The 13,047-nt window shown below is 59.4% G+C and carries 11 protein-coding genes; all 11 read right to left on the reverse strand.

The window, feature by feature from the left end; translation table 11 throughout:
- Positions 1–5 precede the first annotated feature (5 nt).
- Positions 6–1,538: an NADH-quinone oxidoreductase subunit M gene (gene nuoM / locus BLW11_RS11645; protein ID WP_048358583.1), complete on the reverse strand. Its 1,533-nt coding sequence runs from the start codon at positions 1,536–1,538 to the stop codon at positions 6–8.
- Between the two features lie 38 nt (positions 1,539–1,576).
- Positions 1,577–3,430: an NADH-quinone oxidoreductase subunit L gene (gene nuoL, locus BLW11_RS11650; protein ID WP_048358582.1), complete on the reverse strand. Its 1,854-nt coding sequence runs from the start codon at positions 3,428–3,430 to the stop codon at positions 1,577–1,579.
- Complete coding sequence (gene nuoK / locus BLW11_RS11655) at positions 3,427–3,735, reverse strand: NADH-quinone oxidoreductase subunit NuoK (RefSeq protein WP_019412103.1); 309 nt, start codon at positions 3,733–3,735, stop codon at positions 3,427–3,429. The genes nuoL and nuoK overlap by 4 nt, the downstream gene beginning before the upstream one ends.
- Position 3,736: 1 nt before the next feature.
- Complete coding sequence (nuoJ, locus tag BLW11_RS11660; protein ID WP_019828520.1) at positions 3,737–4,240, reverse strand: NADH-quinone oxidoreductase subunit J; 504 nt, start codon at positions 4,238–4,240, stop codon at positions 3,737–3,739.
- A gap of 9 nt (positions 4,241–4,249) precedes the next feature.
- The gene (gene nuoI, locus BLW11_RS11665; protein ID WP_016780194.1) at positions 4,250–4,798 is read right to left on the reverse strand and encodes an NADH-quinone oxidoreductase subunit NuoI; all 549 of its coding nucleotides are present in this window, start codon (positions 4,796–4,798) and stop codon (positions 4,250–4,252) included.
- Between the two features lie 12 nt (positions 4,799–4,810).
- Positions 4,811–5,818 carry an NADH-quinone oxidoreductase subunit NuoH gene (gene nuoH, locus BLW11_RS11670; RefSeq protein ID WP_019828518.1) on the reverse strand — a complete coding sequence of 336 codons (1,008 nt, stop codon included), beginning with the start codon at positions 5,816–5,818 and terminating at the stop codon, positions 4,811–4,813.
- Positions 5,815–8,529, reverse strand: coding sequence for an NADH-quinone oxidoreductase subunit NuoG (gene nuoG / locus BLW11_RS11675; RefSeq protein ID WP_048358581.1), 2,715 nt, complete (start codon positions 8,527–8,529; stop codon positions 5,815–5,817). The genes nuoH and nuoG overlap by 4 nt, the downstream gene beginning before the upstream one ends.
- A gap of 132 nt (positions 8,530–8,661) precedes the next feature.
- Positions 8,662–10,017: an NADH-quinone oxidoreductase subunit NuoF gene (nuoF, locus tag BLW11_RS11680; RefSeq protein ID WP_048358580.1), complete on the reverse strand. Its 1,356-nt coding sequence runs from the start codon at positions 10,015–10,017 to the stop codon at positions 8,662–8,664.
- Positions 10,014–10,511 (reverse strand): NADH-quinone oxidoreductase subunit NuoE, encoded by a 498-nt coding sequence (gene nuoE / locus BLW11_RS11685; protein ID WP_016780198.1) that lies wholly within the window; start codon positions 10,509–10,511, stop codon positions 10,014–10,016. The genes nuoF and nuoE overlap by 4 nt, the downstream gene beginning before the upstream one ends.
- 2 nt (positions 10,512–10,513) lie before the next feature.
- Positions 10,514–12,298 (reverse strand): NADH-quinone oxidoreductase subunit C/D, encoded by a 1,785-nt coding sequence (gene nuoC, locus BLW11_RS11690; RefSeq protein ID WP_048358579.1) that lies wholly within the window; start codon positions 12,296–12,298, stop codon positions 10,514–10,516.
- A gap of 73 nt (positions 12,299–12,371) precedes the next feature.
- A complete protein-coding gene (locus BLW11_RS11695) occupies positions 12,372–13,046 on the reverse strand; it encodes a NuoB/complex I 20 kDa subunit family protein (protein WP_048358578.1) in 675 nt (224 codons plus the stop codon).
- Position 13,047: the final 1 nt, after the last annotated feature.

A 13,047-nucleotide genomic window follows, 5' to 3' on the forward strand; every position in this document is an offset into this window, starting at 1 on the left:
CGCTCTTACCGGGCCGAAGCGAGTTGAGTGAAGGCGGTGCCGAGCCATTGCTGCACGCCATGCATGGTGGCAGCCGAGGTATCGAGGAACGGTTGTGGGTACACGCCGATGAACACCAGCAGTACCGCCAGACCGAGCACCATGATCAGTTCACGTGCGTCCATGCCGGCCAGTACAGCGTCCGACTTGGATGGGCCGAAATAGGCACGGTGAATCATGATCAGCGAGTAGACCGAACCAAACACCAGACCGGTTGTTGCAATGGCCGTGATCCATGGGAAGCTGGCGAACGAGCCAATCAGGATCAGGAACTCACCGACAAAGTTACCGGTACCCGGCAAGCCCAGGGACGCGGCCGCGAAGAACAGGCTGATGGCCGGCAGGTAAGCGATCTTCGACCACAAGCCACCCATCTCACGCATGTCACGGGTATGCAGACGCTCGTACAGTTGGCCGCTGAGGATAAACAGCGCCGCTGCCGAAACACCGTGAGCCAGCATCTGGATCACTGCGCCTTGCAGGGCAAGCTGGCTGCCGGAGTAGATACCGATCAGTACGAAGCCCATGTGCGAAACGCTGGAGAACGCGATCAGACGCTTGATATCGGTTTGTGCGAAGGCCAGGAAAGCACCGTAGAAAATCCCGATCAGGCCCAGGGCCATGGCAATCGGCGCAAACTCGGCCGAGGCATTCGGGAACAGCGGCAAGGCGAAACGCAGCAGACCATACGCAGCAGTCTTCAACAGGATACCGGCCAGATCGACCGAACCTGCTGTTGGCGCCTGTGCGTGAGCATCCGGCAACCAGGAGTGGAACGGTACAACTGGCAGCTTCACGGCAAACGCAATGAAGAAGCCCAGCATCAGGATGTACTCAGTGGTGAGCGACATCTTGGTTTTCAGCAACTCGGCGTAGCTGAAGGTAATCACGCCAGTGTTGTTGAAGTTGACCAGCACCAGACCCAGGATCGCCACCAGCATGATCAGGCCGGAAGCCTGAGTGAAGATGAAGAACTTGGTGGCGGCGTAGATACGGGTTTTCTTGCCGTCCGATGAGCTGTGACCCCAGAGCGCGATGAGGAAGTACATCGGCACCAGCATCATTTCCCAGAAGAAGAAGAACATGAACAGGTCGATGGCCAGGAACACGCCAACCACACCGCCCAGGATCCACATCAGGTTCAGGTGGAAGAAGCCCACGTGACGCTGAATTTCTTTCCAGGAACACAGAACCGACAGCACACCGAGCAAGCCGGTCAGCAGGATCATCAGCAGCGACAGGCCGTCCAGCGCCAGGTGCACGCTGATACCGAAGCGTGCGATCCAGGTGTGCTGGAACTCAAGGGCCCAGGTCGGATCGGCGCCAGGCGCCGGTGCAAATGAGTAGTTCCCCTGGGACCACAGCCAAAGGCCGAGGGCAAGCTCAAGGGACATGGTCAGCAATGCAATCCAGCGGGGCAGGGTGGAGCCGAAACGCTCACCCAGCCAGCACAGGAGGCCGCCGATAAAGGGGATCAGGATTAGCCAAGGCAGAATCATGACGGGCTCAATTCCTTTCGCAAAGTCGAAGGTTCATATCAGACCGCTACCAACACGATGGCGCCCATGACCAGTACAGCACCGGCGGCCATGGATGCAGCGTACCAACGCAGTTGACCGGTTTCGCTGCGGCTGAGGGCGTTATGCCCGGCCTTGGCCATCTTCGGGATCAGACCAAGGGTCTGGTCCAGAGGATCTTTGGCCAGCAAGCGGCAGATCAACAGGTACGGTTTGACGAACAGTTTGTCGTACAGCCAGTCGAAGCCCCAGGCAGCGAACCACCAGGCCGACAGGAAGCGACCGATGCCGCTGTTGGCGACTGCGGTTACAAAGCGACGCTTGCCCAGGTACAGCAGGGCGGCGAGCAGGATACCGGCCAGGGCGATGGCACCCGAGGCGATTTCCAGGCTGTGCTTGGCTTCACCGCCAGCATGGCCAACGCTTTGTGGCAGTACACCGGCCAGTGGCGGGGTGATCATTGCGCCGATAAACGTCGACAGTACGATCAGCACGCTCAATGGCAGCCAGTAGGTAACGCCGTGGCCCGCGTGGGCTTCAGTCTTGGCTTCGCCGTGGAACGTGACGAAGATCAGGCGGAAGGTGTACAGCGAGGTCATGAACGCACCGACCAGACCGGCATACAGCAGTTCGTTGTTACCGCTGGCGAAGGCTTCCCAAAGAATTTCGTCCTTGGAATAGAAACCGGCCGTCAGCAATGGCAAGGCAGAGAGCGCCGCGCCACCGACGATAAAGCTGGCGTAGGCCAATGGCAGTTTTTTCCACAGGCCGCCCATCTTGAAGATGTTCTGCTCGTGGTGGCAGGCAACGATTACCGCACCCGATGCAAGGAACAACAGCGCTTTGAAGAACGCGTGTGTCATCAGGTGGAAGATCGCGCCGTCCCAGGCACCTACGCCCAATGCCAGGAACATGTAGCCGATCTGGCTCATGGTCGAGTAGGCAAGGATACGTTTGATGTCGGTTTGGACCAGTGCCGCGAAACCGGCCAGCACCAGGGTCACACCGCCGACGATGCCGACCAGGTGCAGCACGTCAGGCGCCAGAGTGAACAGGCCGTGGGTACGTGCAATCAGGTAAACACCAGCGGTAACCATGGTTGCGGCGTGGATCAGTGCCGAAACCGGGGTAGGACCGGCCATCGCGTCTGCCAGCCAGGTTTGCAGCGGCAGTTGCGCAGATTTACCGACAGCGCCGCCCAGCAGCATCAGGGTTGCCAGCACGATCCAGAAATCACCGGCCTGGAACTTCTGAGGTGCCAGAACCAGCAGTTCCTGAATGTTCAGCGTGCCCAGTTGCTGGAACAGGATGAACAGGCCGATGGCCAGGAACACGTCGCCGACGCGGGTCACGATAAAGGCTTTGAGTGCGGCGTTGCCGTTGTTGCGGTTGCTGTAGTAGAAACCGATCAACAGGTACGAGCACAGGCCCACGCCTTCCCAGCCGAAGTACACGAACAACAGGTTATCGGCCAGGATCAGGAACAGCATGCTGGCGATAAACAGGTTGGTATAGGCGAAGAAGCGCGAGTAGCCGTCTTCACCGCGCATGTACCACGAGGCAAACACGTGGATCAGGAAGCCAACACCAACCACCACACCGAGCATGGTGACCGACAGGCCGTCCAGGTGCAGGGCGAAGTTGGGCTTGAAGCCTTCCACCGACATCCACTGCCACAGCACTTGCGTGTACTCACCACCTGGCGGCGGTGCGACGTTGAATTGCCAGATCACATACGCGGCCACGATGGCCGACAGGCCAATGGAGCCAACGCCGATCACGGCCGAGAGGTTTTCGCTGAAGCGTCCACGGGAGAACGACAGCAGCAAAAAGCCGATCAGGGGGAATACGAAAGTCAGAAAGAGAAGGTTCATCCGCGCATCTCACTGGCAGCATCGATATCAAGCGTATGGAAGCGGCGATACAGCTGCAGCAGGATCGCCAGGCCAATACTGGCCTCAGCGGCTGCCAGGGTGATCACCAGGATGAACATCACTTGTCCATCCGGCTGCGCCCAGCGTGCACCGGCAACGATGAAGGCCAGTGCAGCGGCGTTCATCATGATTTCCAGACTCATCAATACGAAGAGAATGTTGCGACGTACCATCAGGCCAACCAGACCGAGGCAGAACAGGATGCCCGCTACCGCGAGACCATGTTCGAGAGGTATTCCTGGCATGTTATTGCTCCTTCGCCTCAGTGCGGCCCAAGTGGAACGCCGTCACCGCTGCAGCAAGCAGCAGCATCGAGGCGAGTTCGACCACCAGCAGATACGGGCCGAACAGGCTGATGCCCACGGCTTTTGCATCAATAGTGGTTTGGCCGATTGCAGCACCGCTCTGGTGAGCGAACAGCACGTACAGCAATTGGGCCAGCAGGATGGCCGACAAAATGCTCGGCCCGATCCAGATGCCCGGTTTTAGCCAATGGCGTTCTTGCGTCACCGAGGCTGGGCCCTGGTTGAGCATCATCACCACGAACACAAACAGCACCATGATGGCACCGGCGTAAGCGATCACTTCGAGCACACCGGCAAAGGGTGCGCCCAGGCTAAAGAACGTCATCGCCACGGCAATCAGCGAAATAATCAGGTAGAGCAGGGCGTGCACAGGGTTGGTGTTGGTGATCACGCGTAGCGTGGACACGACAGCGACACCCGATGCGAAATAGAAAGCGAATTCCATCGTTCTTCCTTAAGGCAGCAAGCTCTTCACGTTGATCGGCTCGGCTTCGTTCTGGGCAGCGCCTTTCGGCTTGCCTTCAACGGCCATACCCGCAACACGATAGAAGTTGTAATCAGGGTTCTTACCGGGACCGGAGATCAGCAGATCTTCTTTCTCGTACACCAGATCCTGACGTTTGAACTCGGCCATCTCGAAATCCGGTGTCAGCTGGATCGCGGTGGTCGGGCAGGCTTCCTCACACAGACCGCAAAAAATGCAGCGTGAGAAGTTGATGCGGAAGAACTCCGGGTACCAGCGACCATCTTCGGTTTCGGCTTTTTGCAGCGAGATGCAGCCTACCGGGCACGCTACGGCGCACAGGTTACAGGCTACACAACGCTCTTCGCCGTCCGGGTCGCGGGTCAGGACAATCCGGCCACGGTAGCGTGGTGGCAGGTAGACCGGTTCTTCCGGGTATTGCAGCGTGTCACGCTTGCGGAAGGCATGGCCAAACACCATCACCAAGCTGCGAAGCTGGGTGTAGGTGCCATGCACGATGTCAAACAGGTACTTGAACATGGGTCTCTATCCTCACTGAACCGCGCCGGCGGGCGTGTTCAACAACACGACTGCGGCGGTCACCAGCAAATTGATCAGGGTCAGCGGCAGGCAGAACTTCCAGCTGAAGTCCATCACTTGGTCATACCGTGGGCGCGGAATAGAAGCGCGCAGCAGGATGAAGATCATGATGAAAAACGCGGTCTTCAGGGCGAACCAGATAAACGGGATCTGCGGCAGAATGCCGAAAGGCCCGTGCCAGCCACCGAAGAACAAAGTCACCAGCAACGCCGAGATCAACACGATCCCGATGTACTCACCAACGAAGAACATGCCCCACTTCATGCCGGCGTATTCAATGTGGTAACCATCGGCCAGTTCCTGTTCTGCTTCTGGCTGGTCGAAGGGGTGACGGTGAGTCACGGCCACGCCTGCGATGAAGAAGGTCAGGAAACCGAAGATCTGCGGAATGATGAACCACAGGTTCTGCGCCTGGTACTCAACGATGTCGCGCATGTTGAACGAGCCAACCTGCACCACGATGCCCATCAGCGCCAGGCCCATGAACACTTCGTAGGAAACCGTCTGTGCCGAGGCACGCAAGGCACCCAGCAGCGCGAACTTGTTGTTGCTCGACCAGCCTGCAAACAACACCGCATAGACCGACAGACCGGCCATGGCGAAGAAGAACAGGATACCGACGTTCAGATCCGCCACGCCCCAGGTCGGGGTGATCGGGATAATCGCGAAGGCGATTAGCAAGGCGCTCATGGCCACAACCGGTGCCAGGGTGAAGATCACCTTGTCGGCAAACGGTGGCGTCCAGTCTTCCTTGAAGAACATCTTGATCATGTCGGCTGCGATCTGGAACGCGCCGAACGGGCCAACGCGGTTCGGACCGTAACGGTCTTGCCACAAGGCCAGCAGGCGACGCTCTACCCAGCTGAGCAGCGCGCCGCAAACGACTACGGCGAGCAGGATCACCACGGCTTTGAGCACCGAGATAATCACGTCGATCACTTCAGGCGTAAACCAGGTCATTGGGCTGCCTCCTGCAAACCGTCAACGGTAAGGCCAAAGATCGCAGGCGGGATACCGGCAAGCCCTGCAGGCAATGCCACCAGACCCGAACCCAGCTCTTCATTGATACGCAGCGGCAGACGCAGGGTCACGCCGGCGACGTTGAGGCTGAGCAGGGCGCCATCATTGACACCCATGCGGTCGGCTTCCGATTTGGCCAGTGCGATGTAAGCAGCCGGAATGCGCTCTTGAACCGGCGCGGCCTTGGAAGAGTTCTCTTCGCTGCCCAGCAGGTGGAAGAACGGAACCACTTGCCAAGTGCCACGTGCCGGGTTGAAAGCGCCCGGAATGTTGGCGAACCAGCTCAGCGAATCACCTTCGCTTTCGATCAGGCGGGTGCCCGGGTCGCCAGCGCGGATATGACCACCGACTTCGTCCTGGAACTTGTTCCACGCTTGTGGCGAGTTCCAGCCCGGCGACCAGGCGAACGGCACTTGTTGACGCGGTTCGACGGAGCCCGAGTAACCTTCCATGGAGAAGGCGAACGCGGTGTCCGGGTCTTGCGGGGTGCGAGGCTCGTGCACGCTGATGTTGGCGCGCATGGCGGTACGGCCGCTGTAACGCAGCGGTTCGCGGGCCAGCTTCATGCCTTTGATGCGGAACGCAGCAGACGGCGCGGCATCAACGATGCGGGCCAGTGCAGGTGTGCTTGCAGCAGTGGCTTGCGTGACGTGGTCGAGCAAGGTCCAGTCAACCGGCTTGTTCAGCAGGGTGCTGCGCAGGGCGTGCAACCAGCGCCAGCCTTCGTGAACCAGAATGTTGGCGTCCAGGTAAGTCGGGTCGAACACTTGGAAGAAGCGCTGGGCGCGGCCTTCCTGGCTGACCAGAGTACCGTCGCCTTCAGCGAAGCTGGCGGCCGGCAGTACCAGATCGGCACGGTCGGTGGTCGCAGTCTTCTGGTGGTCGGCAACGATCACCACTTTGGCAGCGTCCAGTGCAGCGTTGACCTTGACCGCGTCAACGCGGGTGAACAGGTCGTTTTCCAGCACCACGATGGCGTCGGCTTTACCGTCGATCACCGCTTGCAGGGCTGCGTCTACCGAGTCGCCGCCCAGCATGGCCAGGCCAAGGCTGTTGGCTTCCGGCACGATGAGGCTGATGGAGCCGGCCTTTTCGCGCAGGTGAAGTGCTTTGGCGATGTTGCCTGCGGCTTCGATCAGGGCTTTGGAGCCCAGGGAAGTACCGGCAATGATCAGCGGACGTTTAGCAGCGAGCAGAGCGTTGGCAATGCGTTGCGCCAGTTCCAGGGCTTCAGCGTCCAGACCGGCAACGGCAGGTGCGCTGGCGTCGATGGCGTGGGCGACTGCAAAACCGATGCGGGCCAGATCGTCCGGTGCTGCGTGGACGCATTCTTCGGCCACGTCATCAAGCTTGGTTTCAGCCAGGCTTGCGATGAACAGCGGGTGCAAGGCGTGTTGACCGATGTTTTTCACGGCGGCGTCGAGCCAAGGCTGTACGCGCATGCCATCGGCCATTTCTTCGGCCTTGCCCTTGACCGATTGACGCAGCGACAGCGCCATACGGGCGGCTGTCTGGGTCAGGTCTTCGCCGAGGACGAAAATGGCATCGTGATCTTCGATCTCGCGCATGTTCGGCACTGGCAGCGGGCTGTCTTTCAATACTTGCAGCACCAGACGGATGCGGTCCAGCTCACCGGCTTCGATACCTGAGTAGAAATGCTCGGCGCCGACCAGTTCGCGCAACGCGTAGTTGCTTTCGAGACTGGCGCGGGGCGAACCGATACCGACGATGTTGCGACCGCGCAGCAGGTCAGCGGCTTTGTCCAGTGCAGCGTCCAGGCTCAGCTTGGTGCCGTCGGCCAGCAATGGCTGACGCGGGCGATCTGTGCGGTTGACGTAGCCATAGCCGAAACGGCCACGGTCGCAAAGGAAGTACTGGTTGACCGAACCGTTGAAGCGGTTTTCGATACGACGCAATTCGCCATAGCGCTCGCCCGGGCTGATGTTGCAGCCGCTGGAGCAACCGTGGCAGATGCTTGGCGAGAACTGCATGTCCCACTTGCGGTTGTACCGCTCGGAGTGGGTTTTGTCGGTGAATACGCCGGTCGGGCAGACTTCGGTGAGGTTGCCCGAGAACTCGCTTTCGAGCACGCCGTCTTCAACGCGACCGAAGTACACGTTGTCGTGGGCGCCGAATACGCCGAGGTCAGTGCCGCCTGCGTAGTCTTTATAGAAGCGTACGCAGCGATAGCAGGCGATGCAGCGGTTCATTTCGTGGGAAATGAACGGGCCCAGTTGCTGGTTCTGGTGGGTACGCTTGGTGAAGCGATAACGGCGCTCGTTGTGGCCGGTCATCACGGTCATGTCTTGCAGGTGGCAGTGACCGCCTTCTTCACACACAGGGCAGTCGTGCGGGTGGTTGGTCATCAGCCATTCAACAACGCTGGCGCGAAACACTTTCGCTTCTTCGTCGTCGATGGAGATCCAGCTACCGTCGGTGGCCGGGGTCATGCAAGACATGACGATACGACCACGCTTGTCGTTCTCGTCGGTGTACTGCTTGACGGCGCATTGGCGGCAAGCGCCAACACTGCCCAGGGCAGGGTGCCAGCAGAAATACGGGATATCGAGGCCTAGCGACAGACACGCCTGTAACAGGTTGTCTGCCCCATCGACTTCGAGATCTTTGCCGTCTACGTGGATAGTGGCCATGGTTCAAAGGTCTTCGTTGGCCCGGTGTCAGCGGGCGTGGCTAATGGAATCTTGTTATGCGTTCGAAGCAACTCAGCCTTACGGCGTTATCGAACGATCAGAGAGCGGCACAGACCGCTCTCCTTCAGAGCGTTACGCGCCGATTACAATCGGGCGTGCCAGAGGCGGTATACCGGGTTTTGCCTGGGCAATACCGGCTTCGAACTCTGGACGGAAGTACTTGATCGCGCTGCCCAATGGCTCCACGGCACCCGGTGCGTGAGCACAGAACGTCTTGCCAGGGCCGAGGAAACCGACCAGACCCAGCAGGGTCTCGATATCGCCGGGCTGACCTTCGCCATGTTCGATGGCCATCAGGAGCTTGACGCTCCATGGCAGGCCATCGCGGCAAGGGGTGCAGAAACCGCACGATTCGCGAGAAAAGAACTGTTCCATGTTGCGCAGCAAGGACACCATGTTGACGCTGTCGTCCACGGCCATGGCCAGGCCTGTACCCATACGGGTGCCAACCTTGGCGATACCGCCGGCGTACATTTGTGCGTCCAGGTGCTCTGGCAACAGGAAGCCCGTACCGGCACCGCCTGGCTGCCAGCACTTGAGCTTGAAGCCGTCGCGCATGCCACCGGCGTAGTCTTCGAACAGCTCGCGGGCGGTCACGCCAAACGGCAGTTCCCACAGGCCAGGGTTCTTCACTTTGCCGGAGAAGCCCATGAGCTTGGTGCCCATGTCTTCGCTGCCTTCGCGAGCAATGGATTTGTACCAGTCAACGCCGTTGCCGATGATGGCCGGTACGTTGCACAGGGTTTCAACGTTGTTCACGCAGGTCGGCTTGCCCCATACGCCCACAGCGGCCGGGAATGGCGGCTTGGAACGCGGGTTGGCGCGACGGCCTTCGAGGGAGTTGATCAGTGCGGTTTCTTCACCGCAGATGTAACGCCCGGCGCCGGTGTGAACAAACAGTTCGAAGTCAAACCCCGAGCCCAGGATGTTCTTGCCCAGCAGGCCTGCTGCCTTGGCTTCTTCAACAGCACGGCGCAGGTGCACTGCCGCGGTGGTGTACTCGCCACGCAGGAAGATGTAGCCGCGGTAGGTTTTCAGTGCACGGGCACTGATCAGCATGCCTTCGATCAGCAGATGGGGCAGTTGCTCCATCAGCATGCGGTCTTTCCAGGTGTTGGGTTCCATTTCATCGGCGTTACACAGCAGGTAACGGATGTTCATGGACTCGTCTTTAGGCATCAGCCCCCACTTCACGCCCGTGGGGAAGCCCGCACCGCCGCGGCCCTTGAGGCCGGCGTCTTTCACGGTCTGGACAATATCGTCCGTCGCCATGTCAGCGAAAGCCTTGCGCGCAGCGGCGTAACCGTCCTTGGCCTGGTACTCGTCGAGCCATACCGGCTCGCCGTCGTCACGCAGACGCCAGGTCAGGGGGTGGGTTTCTGCCGAACGCTTGATCAGGTTGGCAGGGCCGAAAGAAGTCAGGGTCATGGGTAGGCCTCCAACAACGTGGCGACGCCAGCAGGCTGCACGTCACCGAATGTGTCGTCGTCGATCATCAACGCCGGCGCCTTGTCGCAGTTGCCCAGGCAGCACACCGGCAGCAGCGTGAAGCGGCCGTCAGCAGTGGTCTGGCCCAGGCCGATGCCCAGCTTGTTCTGGATTTCGCCAACCACGGATTCGTGGCCACCGATGTAGCAGACCATGCTGTCGCACACGCGAATGATGTGACGCCCAACGGGCTGACGGAAGATCTGGCTGTAGAACGTGGCCACACCTTCAACGTCGCTGGCAGGGATGCCCAGCAGTTCGCCGATGGCGTAAATCGCGCCGTCCGGCACCCAGCCGCGTTCCTTCTGAACGATCTTCAGGGCTTCGATCGACGCTGCGCGCGGATCTTCGTAGTGATGCATCTCGTGCTCGATGGCAGAGCGCTCGGTTTCGCTCAGGGCGAAACGGTCTGTCTGGATAAGCGTGCTGTTCATGCTTAGCGGTCCACGTCGGCCATAACGAAATCGATACTACCCAGGTACGCAATCAAGTCCGCGACCATTTCACCTTTGATCACCGAAGGGATCTGCTGCAGGTGCGGGAAGCTTGGGGTGCGAATCCGGGTGCGGTAGCTCATGGTGCCGCCATCGCTCGTCAGGTAATAACTGTTGATGCCCTTGGTCGCTTCGATCATCTGGAAGGATTCGTTGGCCGGCATGACCGGGCCCCACGAAACTTGCAGGAAGTGCGTGATCAAGGTCTCGATGTGCTGCAGCGTGCGTTCTTTAGGCGGCGGCGTGGTCAGCGGGTGATCCGCCTTGTACGGGCCAGCCGGCATGTTGCGCATGCACTGCTCGATGATTTTCAGGCTCTGACGCATTTCTTCGACACGCACGATGCAACGATCGTACGCATCGCCGTTGGCCGCCAGCGGGACTTCAAATTCGAAGTTCTCGTAGCCGGAGTACGGGCGTGCCTTACGGATGTCGAAATCACAACCGGTCGAACGCAGGCCAGCACCGGTGACGCCCCATTCCAGGGCCTCTTTGGTGTTGTAGGCGGCGACGCCGATGGTACGGCCACGCAGGATGCTGTTGTCCAGAGCGGCTTTCTGGTACTCGTCCAGACGCTTTGGCATCCAGTCGATGAATTCCTGAACCAGTTTTTCCCAACCGCGCGGCAGGTCGTGCGCAACGCCGCCGATGCGGTACCAGGCCGGGTGCAGACGGAAGCCGGTGATGGCTTCGATCACTTTGTAAGCGCGCTGACGGTCGGTGAAAGTGAAGAACACCGGGGTCATGGCGCCCACGTCCTGGATGTAAGTACCCAGGAACAGCAGGTGGCTGGTGATACGGAAGAACTCGGCCATCATGATGCGGATGGTGTCGACCCGATCCGGAACTTTGATGCCGGCCAGCTTCTCGACCGAGAGCACGTACGGCAGGTTGTTCATCACGCCGCCGAGGTAATCGATACGGTCGGTGTACGGGATGAAACTGTGCCAGGACTGGCGTTCTGCCATTTTCTCGGCACCACGGTGGTGGTAACCGACGTCTGGCACGCAGTCGACGATTTCTTCACCGTCCAGCTGCAGGATGATGCGGAAGGCACCGTGGGCCGAAGGGTGGTTCGGGCCCAGGTTGAGGAACATGTAGTCCTCGTTTTCGCCGGAACGCTTCATGCCCCAGTCTTCAGGGCGGAAACGTGCAGCTTCTTCTTCCAGCTGCACCTTGGCCAGGGTCAGGCTGTACGGATCAAATTCAGTGGCGCGGGCAGGGAAGTCCTTGCGCAGCGGGTGACCTTCCCACGTCGGCGGCATCATGATGCGGGTCAGGTGAGGGTGACCTTTGAAGTCGATGCCGAACATGTCCCAGACTTCGCGCTCGTACCAGTTGGCGTTCGGCCAGATGCCGGTCACGGTCGGTACGCTGAGGTCGCTCTCGGACAAGGCGACCTTGATCATTACGTCACTATTACGTTCAAGCGACATCAGGTGATAGAAGACGGTGAAGTCTGCACCCGATGGCAGGCCCTGACGCTTGGTACGCAGACGTTCGTCTACACCGTGCAAGTCATAGAGCATGACGTAAGGTTTTGGCAGGTTACGCAGGAAGGTCAGGACTTCAACCAGTTTTGCGCGGGTAACCCAAAGCACCGGCATGCCGGTGCGCGTGGCCTGGGCGGTGAACGCCTCAGGGCCAAAACGGGTATTGAGTTCGACAACCACATCTTGGTCGTCAGCCTTATAAGGCGGGATGTACAGAGCGGAGCCTGTAGTCATGGTTTTTTATCGCTTTCGTTCAACGTAAAGAATGAAGCCAGTGTTTCGTTCTATTGATAGAAACGGCGCTGGATCAGACTTCGTCGGGGCTGCGCAGGTTGGTGACCTGAATACGCTGTTCGCGGCGCTGTTCCTTTTGCGACGGCATCTCGGCGCGATAAACGCCTTGTTCGCCGACGACCCAGGAAAGTGGGCGACGCTCCTGGCCAATCGACTCTTGCAAGAGCATCAAGCCTTGCAGAAAAGCCTCTGGGCGGGGTGGGCAGCCAGGCACGTAAACGTCCACGGGCAAGAACTTGTCGACCCCTTGGACCACGGAGTAGATGTCGTACATGCCGCCGGAGTTGGCGCAAGAACCCATGGAGATAACCCATTTAGGCTCAAGCATTTGCTCATAGAGACGCTGAATGATCGGCGCCATCTTGATGAAGCAGGTACCGGCAATAACCATGAAATCCGCCTGACGCGGCGATGCCCGGATAACTTCGGCGCCAAAGCGCGCGATGTCGTGGGGAGCCGTGAAGGCGGTGGTCATCTCCACGTAGCAGCAAGACAGGCCGAAGTTATACGGCCACAGGGAGTTTTTACGCCCCCAGTTGACGGTATTGTTCAGCACGTCTTCAAGCTTGCCCATGAAGATGTTTTTGTGGACTTGATCTTCTAACGGATCGGCTACGGTTTCCCGTGTGCCGATCGGATATTGCTCGTTAGGAGCGTCCGGGTCGATCCTGGTAAGTTCGTATTGCATT

The organism is Pseudomonas deceptionensis (assembly GCF_900106095.1).
Taxonomy (GTDB): domain Bacteria; phylum Pseudomonadota; class Gammaproteobacteria; order Pseudomonadales; family Pseudomonadaceae; genus Aquipseudomonas; species Aquipseudomonas deceptionensis.